This window comes from Shewanella sp., from assembly GCF_048265805.1.
GTDB lineage: Bacteria > Pseudomonadota > Gammaproteobacteria > Enterobacterales > Shewanellaceae > Shewanella.
The window spans coordinates 10,723-28,482 of record NZ_JBLXAT010000033.1; the positions used below are offsets into that span (position 1 = coordinate 10,723).

General features: G+C 47.5%; 17 protein-coding genes. 11 read left to right on the plus strand and 6 right to left on the minus strand.

Annotated features, from left to right (window positions below; translation table 11 throughout):
* Nucleotides 1–633: 633 nt before the first annotated feature.
* Nucleotides 634–1,284, minus strand: coding sequence for a class I SAM-dependent methyltransferase (locus ACN0TT_RS17715; protein WP_417763473.1), 651 nt, complete (start codon nucleotides 1,282–1,284; stop codon nucleotides 634–636).
* Between the two features lie 145 nt (nucleotides 1,285–1,429).
* The gene (locus tag ACN0TT_RS17720) at nucleotides 1,430–2,848 is read right to left on the minus strand and encodes a PLP-dependent aminotransferase family protein (RefSeq protein WP_417763474.1); all 1,419 of its coding nucleotides are present in this window, start codon (nucleotides 2,846–2,848) and stop codon (nucleotides 1,430–1,432) included.
* A gap of 199 nt (nucleotides 2,849–3,047) precedes the next feature.
* On the opposite strand from ACN0TT_RS17720, the gene ACN0TT_RS17725 reads away from it, so the two are divergent.
* The 6 genes from ACN0TT_RS17725 (at nucleotide 3,048) to ACN0TT_RS17750 (ending at nucleotide 7,569) form a co-directional block, all read left to right on the plus strand.
* On the plus strand, nucleotides 3,048–4,442 hold the full coding sequence (locus ACN0TT_RS17725; RefSeq protein WP_417763475.1) for a cytochrome ubiquinol oxidase subunit I: 1,395 nt from the start codon (nucleotides 3,048–3,050) through the stop codon (nucleotides 4,440–4,442).
* On the plus strand, nucleotides 4,442–5,455 hold the full coding sequence (gene cydB / locus ACN0TT_RS17730) for a cytochrome d ubiquinol oxidase subunit II (protein WP_417763476.1): 1,014 nt from the start codon (nucleotides 4,442–4,444) through the stop codon (nucleotides 5,453–5,455). Before ACN0TT_RS17725 ends, cydB begins: the two co-directional genes overlap by 1 nt.
* Before the next feature lie 174 nt (nucleotides 5,456–5,629).
* Nucleotides 5,630–6,358, plus strand: coding sequence for an alpha/beta fold hydrolase (locus tag ACN0TT_RS17735; RefSeq protein ID WP_417763477.1), 729 nt, complete (start codon nucleotides 5,630–5,632; stop codon nucleotides 6,356–6,358).
* Between the two features lie 11 nt (nucleotides 6,359–6,369).
* Nucleotides 6,370–6,723 (plus strand): arginase family protein, encoded by a 354-nt coding sequence (locus ACN0TT_RS17740; protein WP_417763478.1) that lies wholly within the window; start codon nucleotides 6,370–6,372, stop codon nucleotides 6,721–6,723.
* A 25-nt stretch (nucleotides 6,724–6,748) separates the two neighbouring features.
* Nucleotides 6,749–6,892: a hypothetical protein gene (locus tag ACN0TT_RS17745; protein WP_417763479.1), complete on the plus strand. Its 144-nt coding sequence runs from the start codon at nucleotides 6,749–6,751 to the stop codon at nucleotides 6,890–6,892.
* Nucleotides 6,893–7,227: 335 nt separating this feature from the next.
* Nucleotides 7,228–7,569, plus strand: coding sequence for a zinc ribbon domain-containing protein YjdM (locus tag ACN0TT_RS17750; RefSeq protein ID WP_417763480.1), 342 nt, complete (start codon nucleotides 7,228–7,230; stop codon nucleotides 7,567–7,569).
* Nucleotides 7,570–7,646: 77 nt separating this feature from the next.
* On the opposite strand, the gene ACN0TT_RS17755 is transcribed toward ACN0TT_RS17750, so the two are convergent.
* The gene (locus ACN0TT_RS17755) at nucleotides 7,647–7,787 is read right to left on the minus strand and encodes a hypothetical protein (RefSeq protein ID WP_417763481.1); all 141 of its coding nucleotides are present in this window, start codon (nucleotides 7,785–7,787) and stop codon (nucleotides 7,647–7,649) included.
* A gap of 95 nt (nucleotides 7,788–7,882) precedes the next feature.
* Between ACN0TT_RS17755 and ACN0TT_RS17760 the strand changes: the two genes are divergently transcribed.
* The gene (locus ACN0TT_RS17760) at nucleotides 7,883–8,779 is read left to right on the plus strand and encodes a LysR family transcriptional regulator (protein WP_417763482.1); all 897 of its coding nucleotides are present in this window, start codon (nucleotides 7,883–7,885) and stop codon (nucleotides 8,777–8,779) included.
* Nucleotides 8,780–8,816: 37 nt separating this feature from the next.
* Here the strand turns inward: ACN0TT_RS17760 and ACN0TT_RS17765 are convergent, their stop codons facing one another.
* Together ACN0TT_RS17765 and ACN0TT_RS17770 are read right to left on the minus strand one after the other, a co-directional pair.
* Nucleotides 8,817–9,674 (minus strand): universal stress protein, encoded by an 858-nt coding sequence (locus ACN0TT_RS17765; protein WP_417763483.1) that lies wholly within the window; start codon nucleotides 9,672–9,674, stop codon nucleotides 8,817–8,819.
* Between the two features lie 401 nt (nucleotides 9,675–10,075).
* Nucleotides 10,076–12,280, minus strand: a complete 2,205-nt coding sequence (locus ACN0TT_RS17770; protein WP_417763484.1) for an alpha/beta fold hydrolase — start codon at nucleotides 12,278–12,280, stop codon at nucleotides 10,076–10,078.
* 249 nt (nucleotides 12,281–12,529) lie between these two features.
* On the opposite strand from ACN0TT_RS17770, the gene ACN0TT_RS17775 reads away from it, so the two are divergent.
* Both ACN0TT_RS17775 and ppa read left to right on the plus strand, forming a co-directional pair.
* On the plus strand, nucleotides 12,530–13,492 hold the full coding sequence (locus tag ACN0TT_RS17775) for a class 1 fructose-bisphosphatase (RefSeq protein ID WP_417763485.1): 963 nt from the start codon (nucleotides 12,530–12,532) through the stop codon (nucleotides 13,490–13,492).
* Nucleotides 13,493–13,616: 124 nt separating this feature from the next.
* Complete coding sequence (gene ppa / locus ACN0TT_RS17780) at nucleotides 13,617–14,150, plus strand: inorganic diphosphatase (RefSeq protein ID WP_417763486.1); 534 nt, start codon at nucleotides 13,617–13,619, stop codon at nucleotides 14,148–14,150.
* Nucleotides 14,151–14,685: 535 nt separating this feature from the next.
* Here ppa and ACN0TT_RS17785 read toward each other — a convergent pair.
* Nucleotides 14,686–16,083, minus strand: a complete 1,398-nt coding sequence (locus ACN0TT_RS17785) for a Fic family protein (protein WP_417763487.1) — start codon at nucleotides 16,081–16,083, stop codon at nucleotides 14,686–14,688.
* Nucleotides 16,084–16,673: 590 nt separating this feature from the next.
* On the opposite strand from ACN0TT_RS17785, the gene ACN0TT_RS17790 reads away from it, so the two are divergent.
* Both ACN0TT_RS17790 and ACN0TT_RS17795 read left to right on the plus strand, forming a co-directional pair.
* Nucleotides 16,674–17,213: a DUF6624 domain-containing protein gene (locus ACN0TT_RS17790; RefSeq protein WP_417763488.1), complete on the plus strand. Its 540-nt coding sequence runs from the start codon at nucleotides 16,674–16,676 to the stop codon at nucleotides 17,211–17,213.
* A gap of 268 nt (nucleotides 17,214–17,481) precedes the next feature.
* Nucleotides 17,482–17,637 carry a hypothetical protein gene (locus ACN0TT_RS17795; protein WP_417763489.1) on the plus strand — a complete coding sequence of 52 codons (156 nt, stop codon included), beginning with the start codon at nucleotides 17,482–17,484 and terminating at the stop codon, nucleotides 17,635–17,637.
* Nucleotides 17,638–17,760 lie beyond the last annotated feature (123 nt).

Consider the following 17,760-nt stretch of genomic DNA (forward strand, 5'->3'; position numbering starts at 1 on the left):
GGTAAGCGGTAAGCGGTAAGCGGTAAGCGGTAAGCGGTAAGCGGTAAGCGGTAAGCGGTAAGCGGTAAGCGGTAAGCGGTAAGCCAAGAGACACAAGCTTAGAGCAAAAAGCAAGGGCAAAAAGCAGTTGCGAGCGGTGGCCAAACATCCAGCTCGTAACTCGTGACTCGCAGCCCGTGACTTATAGCTTATAGCTCGTAACTCGTTACTAGGCAAAGAGCAACACCCCAGCCGTTGGGTATTCCTGCAACGGCTGGGTAAAAACGTTAGTCATTAGGATGATGTTCTAGCGTTGTTTTCAGATGGCGTCTCCGTATTCGCGGACACGCCATCGCTTTATTCGGGGCGACGAGTTTCGAGTTTCGAGTTTCGAGTTTCGAGTTTCGAGTTTCGAGTTTCGAGTTTCGAGTTTCGAGTTTCGAGTTTCGAGCAAAAGTTACCGCACCAACCCCACCACCCGCAACAATCTCTTAAGCTTTGAGCTTTGAGCTTTAAGTTTTAAGCCTTAAGCCTTAAGCCTTAAGCCTTGCATCTCGCAACGCTCCTCTGCCTGTCCGCTTCAAGCGCGCCACTCGCAGCCCGCGACTCGCCACTTTCCTTACAGCTTAAAGCTTACGACTTATAGCTTATGACTTACAGCTTATCGCTCTTCCTCAATATCATCACTCTTGGCGGCAGCCATTCCACCACCTCAAGGCCATAGTGCTGGCATAACCAATCATAAGTATCACGATGGAAAAAACTCACGTGGGTCGGGTCACGCGTGTAGTGCCAGTCATAAAACTGCTCATGGCTTTGCCAAGTATCCGTCATAACGCCGAGTAAGCCGTCTTTAGGTAACAGTGCCACCAACTTGGCCAGCTCTTGCGCTGGCTGATGAAAATGCTCAAAACACTCACTCGACAAAATAAAGTCGTACTGCGGCTGCAGTGCAATGGGGAAAAAGTAGGGATCATAGTTATCGCAGTCGACCTGCAACTCTGCAAAGAGGGTTGGCATTGCAGGGCCAGGGCCACAACCAAAATCTAGCCCTTGCATCCCCATTCGCAGATATTGCTTCATTGGCGTGGCTAAACGGCTTAAAAACTTAAGGTAGCCATCATCTTGCACATTATTTTCATGGGTAGCGTAATAGGCTCGTTCGTCATCTAAAGACAGATGACTGCTAGGCAACATAAAAATCAACGCGCAATTACCGCAATGGCAATAGTCACGTGGCACACGTGCCGCCACAGGCTGTTTTGCTTGAGTATCGCCACACAAAGGGCATGCAATAGCGTTCATGGTGTTCACAACAAGACCGATTGAATGGAGCGCACTTTACCATGATGCGTACTTGGACTCATTAACCGCATAAGGCTGCAACATATCGATAACGTTTGATGAATTCGGCTACTTTTGGAGAACGTTGCTATTTTCTGCATTTACCTCAAGAGTGAGTTGATGACTGCAGTAAGGTTTTCACTTGATTTAACGCATGTCGTCTTGCGAGGTTCCAAGGTTGCGCAAAGCTTAAGCGTAAACAATTGCGGTACATAAGTGGTTGACTGGTAAACATGGGACCGGGCGTTAAAATAATGCCCATACTTCTTGCCTGCTGATAAAGCTGTATCACATCCACACTCGACGCGAATGCCAACCACAAGCACAACCCGCCTTTGGGCTGACTAAAATAACTCTCAGCAAAAGATGTTTTCAGTAGCGTTTGCAGATCATGACATTGCACACGCAACTTGCGCCGCAATCTTTGCAAATGACGATCATAGCTGCCATCCGCAATAAAACTTTCCAGTCCCTGTTCGATAAAACGGCTATTCGCTAACGTGGTCACTTGCTTTAAATGCGTTAATTGTGACGTTCTAGTGGCAGACGCCACAAATCCCAAACGAAGATCCCTTGATAGTGATTTCGAAAATGAACTACATAAAATCACCTGTTCTGGCGCAAGTGCTGCAAGAGGGGTGTGATTGACACCATGAAAATCCAATTCTGAATATAAATGATCTTCGATAAGCGTCATCTCATACTGTTGAGCGAGCGTGACCAACGCGCGGCGCGCTTCCTCAGGCATACAAGCACCTGTAGGTGTTGAAAAAGAGGGAGTGACCACAAGCGCTTTGATATTCCACAACTGCAGAGCCTTTTCTACATCATCAGGTTGTAAGCCAGTGTCGGGATCGCAAGGCAAAGGCAACACCTTTAAGCCGAGTTGTTGCAACAATTGCAACGTGCCGAAAAAACCGGGGCTTTCGACCGCCACAACATCCCCTACCGAGGTACAACTCATCAAGGCGAGAAACAGCGCATGTTGGCAGCCATGGGTAATCACCAAATCGTCACCTACATAGTTACAGCCTTGCAGTCGTAAACGACTGGAAAGCAACTGGCGTAAAAACTCAGCGCCTTGCGGAACGTCATAATATTGATGCGACAACCCGCGACTATGGCGCATCGCCCGATTGATAGCACGGTGTAATAACGCTTGTTCATCGCCCGTTTCATCGTATTTTCCAGCCTCAGGCAACAAGTCAAATGCCGCCCCTTGTCGCATCACATCCTGCATTAATTCATCGGTGCTAAAGAGATGCGGCTTAGTTTCTGGATGTTGCGAAGGTGGTGTCGCCACCGATGACGATTGGGGCAAAACAAAATAGCCACGACGAGGTTCTGCTTTAATCAACCCTGACAACTCTAATTCGGCCAAAGCATGTAAAACGGTGGCGCGCGACAACTGCTTTTCTGCCATCAAAGATCTGACGGAAGGCAACATATCGCCATGTTGCCAGCGGCCATTCTCAATACCCGACCGCAACTGCTGCATCAACTGCTGATAGCGAAAATCTGCCATCGCCTGCGCCTCCCAACACTGTGTATGTGTGCTTATAACCTAGAAACAGAGTACATCTGTTCCTATAAAAATTAAAAAAACAGTTCCTGTTTTTATATTAGCAAAACCGTTAGGTTACACACAAAATTTAACCAGTGAGGTTACCTACAAATGACATTACCTTGCGACTCCGTTCTCCATACTATGTTGGAGGTGATTGATGGAGTTTTTTAATACCTTGATGCTATCGAGAATCCAGTTCGGATTTACAGTTTCATTCCATATTATTTTTCCTGCTATCTCTATCGCTCTGGCGTCCTTCTTAATGTATTTGGAGGGTATGTGGTTATGGAAAAAAGATACTGTGTATCGGGATCTGTACCTGTTTTGGTCACGTATCTTCGCGGTGAACTTTGCCATGGGCGTTGTATCAGGCTTGGTAATGGCATATGAATTTGGCACAAACTGGAGCCAATTTTCATCGTTTGCAGGACCCGTTACAGGCCCATTGCTAACCTATGAAGTACTTACCGCATTCTTTCTAGAAGCCGGCTTCCTTGGGGTACAGCTTTTAGGATGGGGAAAAGTGGGTCCTAAAACCCACTACTTCGCCACCGTCATGGTCGCAGTGGGTACGTTGATTTCTGCCACATGGATTTTAGCGTCCAATAGTTGGATGCAAACACCGGCTGGTGTTGAGATTGTCAACGGCCATGTTGTACCTGTAGATTGGTTGAAGGTTATTTTTAACCCTTCCTTTCCTTATCGGCTCGCGCATATGGTGTTGGCGGCGTACTTGTGTACTGCGTTGTTTGTTTGCGCGGCATCCGCTTGGCATCTGTTAAGAGGCAATAAAGCACGCACCATTAAAGTGAGCTTTTCCGTGTCTCTGTGGGCATTGTTGATTCTAATGCCACTTCAACTGCTTGTTGGTGATGCTCATGGGCTCAACACCTTGGAACACCAACCCACCAAGCTTGCGGCTATCGAAGCACACTGGGAAAACAAGCCTGGTGAAAGTGTTCCGTTGGTGTTGTTTGCACTGCCAGATAACGAGCAAGAAACCAATCACTATGCCGTCGAATTGCCACATGTTGGTAGTCTTATTCTCACTCACAGTTTTGACGGGCAAATTCCAGCGCTCAAAGATGTTCCCAAAGCAGATCGCCCTAATGTAGCGGTGGTGTTTTGGAGCTTTCGCGTAATGGTCGGTTTGGGAATGCTAATTTTACTGCTTGCCTTAGCGGGCTTGGCTATGCGCCGTAAGCAACGTCTGTATCAGAGCAGAGCTTTTCAAAAGTTTGCGTTGTTAATGGGGCCAAGCGGCTTAATTGCCCTGCTAGCGGGCTGGATCACCACTGAAGTTGGCCGTCAGCCTTGGGTCGTTTATGGATTGCTTCGCACTAAAGATGCCGTTACTCAGCACAGTGTAGAAGGGGTGGCCATTGTGTTGCTGCTCATCATATTGCTCTATTGCGCGATTTTTGGCACAGGCATTTTCTATTTATTACGCCTCATAGCGAAAGGCCCGCAGCCACAAGACGATGCGTCGGAACATGACGCCGATTATGTCCGCTTTGGTTCCGCTATCGACACATTAGAGGAAAGCAAATAATGGGTATCGACTTACCAATAATTTGGGCTGTGATCATTGCCCTAGGTGTAATGATTTACATCATTTTGGATGGTTTTGACCTAGGCATTGGCATTCTGTTTCCACTTATTAAAGACCGAGAACAGCGTGACCAAATGGTGAATACCGTGGCGCCGGTGTGGGATGGTAATGAAACTTGGCTAGTATTGGGTGGCGCCGCGTTAATGGCGGCATTTCCCGTCGCTTATTCGGTGATTTTGAGTGCGCTGTATCTACCGCTCATTCTGATGTTAGTGGGGTTGATTTGGCGTGGTGTTGCCTTTGAATTTCGTTTTAAGGCTCATACCCTTGAGCATCGGAAATTCTGGGATAAAGCCTTCTTCTGGGGTTCACTACTGGCTACTTTTTGCCAAGGCATCACCATGGGAAGCCTAGTACAAGGTATCAATACCGATAACGATGTTTATATTGGCGGCATGCTGGACTGGATCAGTCCATTTAGTCTCTTCTGTGGTTTAGGGCTAGTTGCCACCTACGCACTATTGGGCAGCACTTGGTTGATCATGAAAACCTCTGGCCAACTACAGCAACTCATGTGTCGCTACGCCCGCCCACTGACGATTATTTTACTCGTCTTCATTGCACTAGTAAGTGTGTGGACGCCACTGATGTCTGCTGCGATTAAATCTCGCTGGTTTACGTTGCCGCATTTTTGGTGGTTTTCGCCAGTTCCACTATTAACGTTGTTCACCTCATGGAGGCTCATCAAGTCAGTACAGCAATCACCATCGTACCAACCATTTCTGGCAACGTTAGTATTGATATTTTTGGGCTACAGCGGCTTGATCATTAGTTTATGGCCAACCATTGTCCCCCCCAATATTTCGTTAATTGCAGCATCTTCCCCACCCGAAAGCCAAGGATTTGCTTTAGTTGGAGCCCTATTGATTATTCCGATGATCATCGGTTATAGCGCATGGTCCTACTACGTGTTCCGCGGCAAAGTTCAACAAGGTGATGGCTACCATCACTAAGCTTACCGTTACTCGACTAGCGAGCTTGCTCGCTAATTCTATCCAGCAGGTTTTCAATCTTTCAGTGTATTTAGGAAAACCTGCTCTTTTTTTGTACACCACATGTATACCTAAACTGATTAGAAACAATACCAAAGCCACCTCAAATCACTTAATAACTTCATAGGAAACATCATGACGCAAAAATTTTTGTTAGTTCACGGCGCTTGGCAAGGTCAATGGGCTTGGAAAAACGTCGCAAAGACACTAAAAAATGAGGGACATGAAGTACTGGCTATCGATTTACCCGGCAGTGGTAATAGTCATCAACCAGCGAGCCAAATAACATTAGCCGCCTATGCTGAAGCAATAGTTGCCAGTGCAAAAGCATTGTCATCTAAAGGTGACGTCATTTTAGTGGGCCACAGTATGGGAGGCGCTGCGGTTACAGCAGCTGCATCTATATCTCCACTCCTATTTGCCAAGATCATTTATGTCTGCGCTTTTTTGCCACAGGATGGAGAGTCTGTCGCCATGCTTGGCGAAGAAAGTAAACGTTACGGAACAGCGGGTCCACAAACCAACATTGATAAAGAAAACGGTACACTAACACTAGATTCCGCCTCTATTAAGCACACGTTTTTTAACGATTATACTGGTGAACAGGTGGAACATTTCATCGAGCAATTTCGCCCGCAACCACTGACACCGTTGATCACCCCCATCGCATTAACGCCAGCATGGCACAACATCAGCAAGGCTTATATTGTATGTCAGAGAGATAACGCGATATCTCCAAAACTTCAACGTCTTATGGCGCAGCGAGCTAATATTCATGAAATTGAGTATCTAGATGCCGGGCACGAACCTTTCTTTAGTTGCCCCGATAAGCTAACAAGTGTTTTGATAGCACAGGGGACATAAATGGACTACGTATGAGTAGAAGCTATTCGACACAAGATGTAAGAGCACAAGTGTTGGGTAATCTGCTCGGTCATGGTGATGACGAGTTTACCGCGCACGTCAAACAGCATATTAAGCCTGAAAACGTGTGTTATTTAGGGGTTAATGATGCCAGCAAATGGGAACAACAACGCATGCAAGCGTTAGGGCTACGCAATATTAGTCCAACCCAATTGGCGCAAGAAGTTAGCGCACCACTGCTGCAATGGTTTAAGGCTACTGGCGCGAAATATTTAGCCATTCACCTCGATTTGGACGTCCTTGACCCAAGCCTATTTCGCGCCCTGCTATTCTCAAACACTGACTATCCAGTCAGGCACATTTGACGGAATTGCACAGGGTAAGCTCAACATGCACCAAGTCGTTGAGGTATTAGCCGACATCAGTAAGGTTGCTCAAGTGGTGGGCATGGGAATAACCGAACACTTACCTTGGGATGCCATCGCGTTAAAACAGATGATGACCAAACTGCCGCTTATCGGCGAACCAAGTTAACAATTGCAGTTGAAGATTGTAGCTTAGACGTGGCGGGCTGGTCATACGGCAGCCTGCCAACATCACCTCGACAGTGTTAATGAACAACTTTTTGCATTCGCTATTCCGACGTTTTCCTTGTCACTGGTAGTGATTCATTGCTCTTTTGTGGCTGCGTTCGCATCGCCTTATTAGCCGTTTCTGGCAACAAAATCAGCATAAACCGTGAACCCTTACTAAATTTGAGGTTATAATCCGCGCCCGGCGATAAAAGTGAGTCTTACTGGCTACACTTTAGCCAAGCTTGCAGTACGCCCACGGGCGGACATAAACCCATATAACACGAGAAATACGCCATGAGTGACTTGCCCAACTGCCCGAAATGCGACTCAGCCTACGCCTACGAAGATGGCAGCATGTTGATCTGCCCTGAATGTGCCCATGAGTGGAACCCAAATGACACCAGTGCTAACGAAGAAGATGGCTTGGTCGTCAAAGATTCCAACGGCAACCTACTGGCCGATGGCGACACTGTTACCGTGATTAAAGATTTGAAGGTGAAAGGCGCGTCTAACCCGCTGAAAGTGGGCACCCGCGTGAAGAATATTCGCTTAGTCGAAGGCGACCACAACATCGATTGTAAAATCGACGGCTTCGGCGCCATGAAACTCAAATCTGAGTTTGTGAAAAAAGCCTAATCGCCCATTGCTTAGCGGCATCGATGCCTTGGCTAAGCCTTGCACCACAAAAAACACCCGGTTTTGCCGGGTGTTTTTTATGCGTGTTTCAATTTTTTACTGGCCATGGCTGGCTGTGGACGTTGCGATTGCACAGTGTCCTTTTTTGCCTTAGTCTCAACAGGCGCAGTTGCCGCGTCAAATAGGGCTGAAACCCAACCACCTTGATATGCTTTCATGGAAATACTCCTGTCAATTTATTCGACTAAAGATTAATATCTGACACCGTAATAGGTAAAATGAATTAAATTGATAGTAAGGATGCCAAAATAGAATGAATGTTCCGATCAAGACCTTACACTGCTTTTTGCGCTTAGTGGAAATCGGCAACTTCACTCGAGCAGCGGAGCAGCTCTACCTGACTCAGCCCACCTTGAGCAAGATGATCCAGCGGCTGGAAGAATCCCTCGAACAACAACTGTTGATCCGCAGCAACCAAAAAGTGGAACTGACCCAAGCGGGGCAGATTTTTCACACCAGCGCCTGCCAAATCATGGGACAGTGGCACCGTATGGAGCAAGACCTCACTAACTTGAGCGGATTGAAGTCTGGTCATCTGCGCTTAGGTGTGTGCCCAATGATGAGCAGCCTCACTATCGATATTCTTACCGAGTTCCGTAAGCTCTATCCCGGCGTGGAGCTACAGATGCAAGAATTTGGTGGCTTTGGTAGCGAGCAAGCTTTGCTGGCAGACACCATCGACATCGGCTTTACTGCGCTGCCAGTGACCCACACCGAGCAGCTGTCATCCACCCTATTACAAGCCTATCCGCTCAAAGTCTGCTTGCCGCAGCATCATCCCTTGTCAGAGAAAGAAAAAATCAGCTGGCAAGATCTGTCGCAATATCCGTTTATTGTATTTAACGATGATTTTTCGCTGACCAAGCAGTTCTCACGCATTACCCGCGAGTTGGGCATTAATCTCAATATCGCCTTTCGCAGTGGCCAATGGGATTTTATCGGGTCAATGGTGGAAGAAGGCATGGGGCTGGCAATTATGCCAGAACCCATTTGCCAAAAATTGAATAGCAGTAAACTGACATTCCGCGCCATGGAGCAGGAACTCACATGGCAGATCGGCTTGATCTGGCGCACCAACCTACCGCTCACTCCAGCCGCTGATGCCTTGCTGGAACTGAGCCGCCGCATGCGTAAGAAAACACCCCGCTAACTAAAGATGAAACGTTGGGGCACATCAGCCCCAACGCTTAACTTGCTTCAACGGCCCCTTTGGGGATCACCAACACATCACTGCGAATGCGCTGCAAAATCTGCTCGGCGGTATTGCCCAGCACCAAGCCAGCAATGCCTTGGTGCTGATTAGCCCCCAGCACCACATATTGGCTCTTGAGACTACACGACAACTGATAAATACACAGCGCGGGCTCCCCGCAAACAAAGTGCACCTGCTCTTTTGGCAAACCGATATCATCAAGTGCAGCTTGATGGCGTTGATAGGCGTCTTTCACCAATTTATGAGAATCAAGAACCGCCAAATCGCGTATCAGCCGTGGCACCCGCACAATAAACGCTAAGTGCAAGGTCGCGCCGGATATTTCAGCCAGATGCGCCGCGTACTGCCGCACCTTTTGGTTCAGCGCCAGTTTTTCGGGCTTGATCGTGTCTAAATCCAACGCCATTAACACGGTATTGCCGCGCTGCAGCGGTTGCTCGGTCAACAGCATCACAGGCACCTTACTCATGCGCAGCAGATGCCAATCGCTGGGACAAAGGTTGTTGCTGGCGTAAATACCTTTAACCACCATGCTGAAATCGTTTGCGGCACTGTGTTCGGCGGCGTGTTCACACATATGTTTGTGCCACACCGCATTCACGGGCACATCCGCCATATCATGCGCAGACAGCTGTGCCGTTAACTCTTGCCGTTTATGCTTAACAATCTGTTGAGGGGCATCCCCAAATAACACGGGGTTATCAGGGATATATTCATAGCAATAGGCAAACACCTCGGGCGCTAGGGCGAGCTGCTTAGCCAATTCAACTCCTTTTGCGATGACATCTATTTGAGCGGCTTCCTGCGGTTCAATAATGAAGAGTTTGCTCATGTGAGTTCTCCCGCATCTGCACTGGTTTTGGAATAGAAATGGAACGACTCAATAAAGGACGCGTTTTTGCGCCATCCTTAACTTAAGTGTAACAACTGGATGAAAAAGCGTAGCGATTGACGATCGTTAACAGGCGCGATGGCTCAGGCCGGCGCGCACATACCTGCGGGCTCAATTGTGGCAACATATTGGTTGCTCAATAGTTGTTGTTAAACATGTCGCTAAGGTTAGCGCAATTTCAACACTGCTCTGATCAGTTAAATCGGCACCATTTGGGGTTAATCTAATTGAAATTGGCCGCAAGTTGCTGCGCTAATAGCGGTCAACCCACTCGGCAAATAGCACTAAAAAAGCCGCTCGATGACCCACGTCACCAGCGGCTTTTACGCAGAAATATGCGCTTACTGCAACTTGCGCTCTAAGAAGTCAGTAATGGTTTTGTACAAGTGGGTTTTCACTTGGTTACCACGCATAGAGTGCTTGGAACCTGGGTAGGTCATCACTTCAAACAACTTGCCGTCATCTTGCAGCGCCTTATACACGCGGGTGCTGTTTTCAAACAACACGTTGTCGTCGGCCATACCGTGATACATCAACAAGCCACTTTGATAGTTTTTCACATACGGCAACACGCTGCTGAGGCGATAACCTTCGGCATTGGTGGCCGGATTGCCCAGATAACGCTCGGTGTAGTGGGTATCATACAAGCGCCAGTCGGTCACCGGTGCACCACTCACTGCGGCTTTGAAGTAATCTGGCGCTTTAAACAGACACATCAGCGCCATGTAACCACCATAGCTGTGGCCGTAAACCGCAACGCGTGAACTATCAATCCACGGCAAGGTGCGCAGGTAATCAACGCCTTTTTTCTGATCTTCCACTTCAGCCACGGCCAAATGCTGATAAATCACTTGTTCAAACTTGGTGCCGCGATGGCCTGAGCCACGGTTATCCAGTTGGAATACCGCAAAGCCTTGCTGCAACAGATATTGGGTAAAGTAATCTTGGCTGCTCCACGAGTTAGTCACTAACTGCGCGTGTGGGCCACCGTAGACACGAACCAGCACTGGGTATTTTTTACTGGCATCAAAATCGACCGGCTTAAACAGGCGATAATGCAAAGTTTGCCCATCTTCCGCTTTCAGGGTGCCAAACTCTGGCAGTTGCCACAGACCAGCGTAGTCATACAGCGGATGGCCTTGTTTTACGGCGTTTTCTTCCACCCAAGCTAAACGCTTACCGCTGTCATCGTGCAAAGAGATCTGCGGTGGCTGAGCCAGTGAGTCAAAGTAATCAAGATAAATCGCTTTGTTATCCGCAAATACCGCGCTGTGCATACCGCCTTTGTTCGACAACTTGGTTAAGCCGGTACCGTCAAACTTCACTTTGTAGAGGTGCTTTTCGACATCGCTATCTTTACGGCCCGCAAAGTAGATCCACTGCGCCTTTTCATCCACATGGTCGATGCTATCCACCGCCCAGTCGCCTTTGGTCAGTTGCTGTTTTACCTTGCCGTTGTGGTCAAACAGATAGATGTGGTTGAAACCATCGCGCTCTGAGGTCCAGATAAAATCGCCGCTTTTGAGGAAGTTAAGATCATCATTCAGGTTGAGCCAGATATCATCGTGCTCATGCACTAGAGTCACAGGGGAGCTGTTACTGGTCACGTCCACCACACGCAGATCCAAGTCGTGTTGATCGCGGCTTTGCACTTCAAACGACAGCTGCTTGCTGTTGGGCAGCCATTTCACCCGTGGTTGGTAAATGTCGGTTTCTTTGCCCAAATCCACCCAGCTGATTTTTTTGCTAGCCAGCGTAATCACACCAAGCTTAATCAGCACATTGGGCTTACCCGCATAGGGGTAACGTTGCTGCGTCAGCTTGATACCATCGGCGTAGATTTCGTTACGCGTCACCAGCTCCACCGGTGATTCATCGACGCGGTTAAACGCAATAGCCGACTCATCCGGCGCCCACCAGTAAGCGCTCATTTTGCCCATCTCTTCCTGCGCCACAAACTCAGCCATGCCGTTTTTAATGGCACCGCCGCCGTCTTTGGTCAGTTGGGTCACCTTGTTGCTGGCTAAATCTAACAGCCACAAGTTTTGCCCCTGCACGTAAGAGACAAAGTGGCCTTTGGGCGACAGTTTGGCATCGGTAATAAAATCATCACCGGTTGGCAGCAGCTTAGCTTTGCCTTCAGCCAGCGCGTAGTAATACAGCTTGCCTGATGCGGGGATAAGCAGCGCTTTACCATCGTCCGACCAAGCGTATTCCATGATGCCTTCACCATAGATACGTTGGCGTTCACGGCGGGCTTTTTCTTCATCCGACAGTTCGCCTTGCGCCAGCTTGTCGGCGTTAAGCAATACGCTGACCTTACCGCTAGCGATATCCATCTGCCACAAATCATAAAAGTGTTGGTTATCCGCCCGGCCAACCAAAAAGGTAGCGCGGCTGCCGTCGGGGGAAATCTTCAATTGGCGTGGGCTTTTACCCGCCAGATCTGGCGAGTCGTACAAGCGCTCTACCGTCAGTGTTTTTTTACCACCTTCAAGGCTTTGCGCCTCAGCCAAGGTGGCCGCTAATGTCAGGGGAATTGCCATAAGTACAAAGAACATCCTAAGTCGATTCATTATTATTTTCCGAGGTGATCGATTAACTTGCCAATGCGAGTCGACATTCTGCCCTATTTTGCCCATGGCAGACAAACCAGCGCCAAATCGGGTATTATGAACGCCTTGAGGAAAGGTTCACAAACGCCTTGCATCAGCAGGCCAATGCCGATGCAGTGCATATACGGGGATTAATTATACCTTTCCACCATTTGCCCCTCATGGAAACAAGGAAATAGTATGCAAACGCTGGCACAAGCCCTTGCGGAAAAAGCCGTTCCGGAATCACTGACTCATCTGCTCAACACCCTTGCCAATACCTCAATCAGCATTAGCCAAGCGGTGCGCCGTGGTGCACTGGCAGGCGTACTGGGCACCACTGACCACGAAAACGTGCAAGGTGAAACGCAAAAGAAATTGGATGTGATCACCAACGACATGCTCAAAGATGCCCTAGCAAAAGCAGGCAATGTGCGCGCGTTGGCCTCAGAAGAGGAAGATGAGCCGGTAGTTTGCGGCGATAGCGGTGACTTTTTAGTCTGCTTTGACCCACTGGATGGTTCATCCAACATCGACATTAACTCACTGGTGGGCACCATCTTCTCAGTGTTACCCGCGCCCAAAGGTGATGTCAGCGAACAAAGCTTTTTGCAATCTGGCCGTCAGCAAGTGGCCGCCGGTTATGTGCTGTATGGCGCCGCCACCATGTTGGCACTGACCACCGGCAAAGGCACCCAACTATTTACCCTTGATACCGACACCAACGAATTTCTGCTCACCCAAGATGCAGTGAAAATTCCGGCCGATACCGCCGAGTTTGCCATCAACATGTCTAACCAACGCTTCTGGGAAAGCCCAATGCAGCGTTATGTCGACGACCTATTGCAAGGCAAAAGCGGCCCTCGCGGTAAATCATTCAACATGCGTTGGATTGCCGCCATGGTGGGTGACGTGCACCGTGTACTCTGTCGCGGCGGTATTTTTACCTATCCGACCGACTGTAAAAATCCTGGCAAACCATACAAGCTGCGCTTGATGTACGAAGCCAACCCAATGGCCTTATTAGTCGAACAAGCGGGCGGCCGCGCCAGCACTGGCTACCAAAATATTTTGGATATTGCTCCCGAAGCGATCCACCAACGGGTGGCGGTGATCCTCGGCTCCAGCAATGAAGTGGCCACTTGCTTGGACTACCACAAGTAATTCAATCGCACGGATAGGCTTGTCAGCATTGGCAAGCCACGCTTTCGCGCTATAATAGCCGCCACACTGATATTCGCGCCGTCCAGACGGCCAAGATTCCACTGTTAAGTGAAAGGATACTTACATGAGCTTAAATGCTGTGCCTGCGGGCAAATCTCTGCCAGATGATATCTACGTTATTATCGAGATCCCACAAAACCATGATCCGATCAAATACGAAGTAGACAAAGACACCGGCGCTTTGTTCGTTGACCGCATGATGACTGCACCAATGTTCTACCCATGTAACTACGGTTATGTGAACCAAACTCTGAGCTTGGATGGTGACCCAGTTGACGTATTGGTACCTACTCAATACCCACTGCAACCAGGTAGCGTAATCCGCTGTCGTCCAGTTGGCGTACTGAAAATGACCGACGAGTCAGGCGAAGACGCGAAAATCGTTGCCGTACCACACGACAAGATTTCTAAAGAATACAAACACATCAACGATGTGGACGATCTGCCAGCACTGCTGAAAGCACAGATCAAACAGTTCTTTGAACACTACAAAGATCTGGAAGACGGCAAGTGGGTTAAAGTTGACGGTTGGGAAGATGCCGCTTCTGCCCGTGCTGAGATCCTGTCTAGTGCAGAACGTTATAACGAAGGTAAGTAATTTACCTTTCGTTGTTTTGACTGGAAAAGCCCGCATTGCGGGCTTTTTTGTTGCCGGTTGGCAACGGTGGGTTCGTATCGCTGCGCGATGGCAACCTGCGGTTGCTAAAGCTCGATGGCTTCGCCATACCAAGCTGCGCTTGGCTTTTATGGCTTGCAGCCATTGCAACCTACGGTTGCGAAAGTCGTGGAACTACTCGTTCCATACCAGAGGATAAGGGGGCTAGACGGCTTCGAACAACATCCATGTTTAACGGCCAGCTCGCCATCCATGGCTCGCGCTCATAAGCACACTCATCGTAGATGAGTATTCGCCCTTCTAAATCCCCTTGCTGCCCCGACGTCGCGAAACGCTACGGCGCTTCTGGTTTGCCATTTTCGCAAATCGCTCTGATTCGCGGTCCCTCGCTCACCATCGCTTCTCGATATCCATATCTCGATTGCTCAATGGCTGCCCAACGCACCTTCGCCGCGCCGAGGGGTAATTGGAGTTGCCTGAAAATATAAATGCAAAATGGAAAAATATTGATAACTTTCTATTTAGTTTTAAAGGCATTCACTAACCGTTCGTTATCACTCCATTTATTCATTATAGTTTTTGATGGTAGAACATTATATACCCAAAATCTTCCAGATTTTTTTCTTTTAAACAAATTCAACTTCACCAAACCATTTAATACATTTGATGCCGTACCATAAGAACAATCTACACCAGCCATAACTTCAGATGAGGTAATATTTTTACTAACACCTGTTCTAGCCACCTGAAAAACAATCCTTTGCTTCTCATTTAATTTTCCATACAAACCAGACTCATAAAGCCAATTATTAAACTCTTCATTTTCTTTAACAGTTTGTTCATACTTATCATTGAATTCAGTTATGGCCCTATCTATAATTTCACATTGAAAATCGATGAAATAAGTTAAATCCATTTTATCTTTTTCAGTATAAATATAGCTTTTCCCATACTTTACAGCACATGATTTCAATAATTTACTGATTGCAATATATCTAAATGCAGCGTAACCAGATTTAAACATGAACCAATAGAATAAAGATCTAGCTACACGGCCATTACCATCACAGAATGGATGTTCATAACCGATTGCGAAGTGAAGAATTATGGCCTTAATCATCGGATGAATGTAAGAACGAGATTCTGTGTTAGCATGGTTTTTATTTGCCCACTGAACAATTTTCTCAATCCTTTTCTCAATATTTTCAGCAGAAGGTGGCATGTGCACAACATCCCCATCTGAATTGGCAACATAAACATCATTATTTTTCCTGAACGCACCAGGATAATATTTAACATCCTCAATCCCTTCAACACCAATTCTATGCATCTCTAACAATAAATCAGAACTTAGCTCCTCGTTACGATTATTCCAAGCAAAATTCATCATTTTGAAATTACCAATAATCATTCGGTCGTCAACAGAACGAGGCTTATAGTGTCTTTTAAGTAAAGATTTAGCAGCTTTAGTTGTTGTTGCTGCACCTTCTAATTGGCTACTACTTATAGCTTCATCTTCCACTAAATCATTAAATAAATATTCGAAGTGTTTTTCCTCACCTATCTGATTTAATTTCCATTTTAAAGCAGCATCTGTTGCCGTCCTGTCACATAAGGACATTACAGCGTACATTTTTGGCGTGAGATACACAGTACACCTAGCGCTGTCACCTATAGTTATTGCATAGTTTGACTGGCGAGTTCTTGCTTGTCTCTTTATCTCCCAACACACATCAGGATCCAAGCCTTTTTCAACTCGATAAAAAAAATCATGATAAAAATCATACCGCCCCTTCTCGTCTAAAGGTGTTGAATATTTCATATACCTTTGTAAGAGGGCATTAACTTCATCGTGCGGCACATCCTTGATTACACTTTGAAGGCCTTTACTTTTTTTAGGAGGTGTTTTGAGCATAAAAAAATCCTTAAGTTTCTGACTTAAGATTACTCTATTGAATCATTTTTGTCTCAAAAATAAAGAATTTTGTGATAAAAGCTAGAAAAAAACGCATAACATTTTGAGTTTAAAGTATTTAATATATGTTTTCATGTTTTTACAACAAAGATAGTGCATCCAATCAATTAGGACTCATTTGACCCACTGAATTATCAGGCAACGCCCTTTCCCCTTGGCGCAGCGCAGGTGCGTTGGGCAGCCATTGAGCAATCGAGATATGGATATCGAGAAGCGATGGTGAGCGAGGGACCGCGAATCAGAGCGATTTGCGAAAATGACAAACCAGAAGCGCCGTAGCGTTTTGCGCCGTGGGGCGTCGTCGGGTTTCCAAAGGGCGAGGGACGAGCATCGCCCTTTGGCTCTGGTGTGGAACGAGTAGTTCCACGACTTTCGCAACCGCAGGTTGCAATGGCTGCAAGCCATATACGCCAAGTGCAGCTTGGTATGGCGCAGCCCTATCGCCCTCGTAGAGTGAGCACGAAAGCTCACAAAACTAGCCATTGCATAGCGGCCGATGCTATAACCGTTAAGTCTCATGGAGGAGTGATATGAAAACTTTGTACTCAGTAATCTTGTTGTGCGCTGTCAGTAACTACTCATTCGCCAACGATGAATATTCCAGTCTGCGGCAAGAACTGAAGCAGATGATGGAGCTAGATCAGAACACGCTACGCGGTAAAACCGGACAGGATTTTGAAACTCTTCGCACTAAGCAAGCTAACAGAGTAAAAGAGATTGTTGCCGAATTTGGCTGGCCGACTGTCGATATGGTCGGCGAAGAGGCTTCGCAAGCGGCTTGGATTATTGTGCAACATGCTGACGACGATAAAACATTCCAACAAAGTATGCTGCAAGTTATGCAACCGCTAGCATTGGCAGGCAAGATTAATCCTGCCAACTACGCCTATCTCTATGACCGGACTCACAGTCCACAACTGTATGGCACACAGGGCAAATGTGAAGGAACTAACTTTATCCCCTTTCCTGTTCAGGACATAAAAGATATCGACAGCAGAAGACATGAGATGAACATGACCACCGCCCAAGAATACTGGGATATGGCATCAGAAAGAATGTGTCGTCGCTAAAGCAAATAGAAAGAACAAAGCTGCCGCCAACAATTTAATGTCCACTGTAAAAATTGGGACAACCACCGATTTCAAGCAAAATTGGGACAACCACCGATTTCAATCCAGCTAACCCACTGAATTATCAGGCAACGCCAATTCCCCTTGGCGCAGCGCAGGTGCGTTAGGCAGCCATTGAGCAATCGAGATATTCGCCGCTCCCGCACATCCATGTGCTCCACGGCATTAGTACATCCTGTACGTCGATGCTTCAAAGCAGCGCCGAGGAATGGATTCCGAGTTGGTGGCGATTTGCGAAAATGGCAAACCAGAAGCGCCGCAGCGTTTTGCGCCGTGGGGCGTCGTCGGGGTTGGTAAGGGCGAATACTCATCTACGATGAGTGTGCTTATGAGCGCGAGCCATGGATGGCGAGCTGGCAGTTAAACATGGATGTTGTTGAGGGACGAGCATCGCCCTTTGGCTCTGGTGTGGAACGAGCATCACCGCTCTCGCACATCCATGTGCTTCGCGGTATTAATACTTCCTGTATGTCTTCCACGACTTTCG

Coding starts and splice junctions, on each gene's coding strand:
- ACN0TT_RS17740 (WP_417763478.1), top strand. CDS start 6,370: ATGAGTAGAAGCTATTCGACACAAGATGTAAGAGCACAAGTGTTGGGT.
- ACN0TT_RS17720 (WP_417763474.1), bottom strand. CDS start 2,848: ATGGCAGATTTTCGCTATCAGCAGTTGATGCAGCAGTTGCGGTCGGGT.
- ACN0TT_RS17745 (WP_417763479.1), top strand. CDS start 6,749: ATGCACCAAGTCGTTGAGGTATTAGCCGACATCAGTAAGGTTGCTCAA.
- ACN0TT_RS17715 (WP_417763473.1), bottom strand. CDS start 1,284: ATGAACGCTATTGCATGCCCTTTGTGTGGCGATACTCAAGCAAAACAG.
- ACN0TT_RS17760 (WP_417763482.1), top strand. CDS start 7,883: ATGAATGTTCCGATCAAGACCTTACACTGCTTTTTGCGCTTAGTGGAA.
- ACN0TT_RS17765 (WP_417763483.1), bottom strand. CDS start 9,674: ATGAGCAAACTCTTCATTATTGAACCGCAGGAAGCCGCTCAAATAGAT.
- ACN0TT_RS17725 (WP_417763475.1), top strand. CDS start 3,048: ATGGAGTTTTTTAATACCTTGATGCTATCGAGAATCCAGTTCGGATTT.
- ACN0TT_RS17755 (WP_417763481.1), bottom strand. CDS start 7,787: ATGAAAGCATATCAAGGTGGTTGGGTTTCAGCCCTATTTGACGCGGCA.
- ACN0TT_RS17770 (WP_417763484.1), bottom strand. CDS start 12,280: ATGGCAATTCCCCTGACATTAGCGGCCACCTTGGCTGAGGCGCAAAGC.
- ppa (WP_417763486.1), top strand. CDS start 13,617: ATGAGCTTAAATGCTGTGCCTGCGGGCAAATCTCTGCCAGATGATATC.
- ACN0TT_RS17750 (WP_417763480.1), top strand. CDS start 7,228: ATGAGTGACTTGCCCAACTGCCCGAAATGCGACTCAGCCTACGCCTAC.
- cydB (WP_417763476.1), top strand. CDS start 4,442: ATGGGTATCGACTTACCAATAATTTGGGCTGTGATCATTGCCCTAGGT.
- ACN0TT_RS17795 (WP_417763489.1), top strand. CDS start 17,482: ATGGATTCCGAGTTGGTGGCGATTTGCGAAAATGGCAAACCAGAAGCG.
- ACN0TT_RS17790 (WP_417763488.1), top strand. CDS start 16,674: ATGAAAACTTTGTACTCAGTAATCTTGTTGTGCGCTGTCAGTAACTAC.
- ACN0TT_RS17785 (WP_417763487.1), bottom strand. CDS start 16,083: ATGCTCAAAACACCTCCTAAAAAAAGTAAAGGCCTTCAAAGTGTAATC.
- ACN0TT_RS17735 (WP_417763477.1), top strand. CDS start 5,630: ATGACGCAAAAATTTTTGTTAGTTCACGGCGCTTGGCAAGGTCAATGG.
- ACN0TT_RS17775 (WP_417763485.1), top strand. CDS start 12,530: ATGCAAACGCTGGCACAAGCCCTTGCGGAAAAAGCCGTTCCGGAATCA.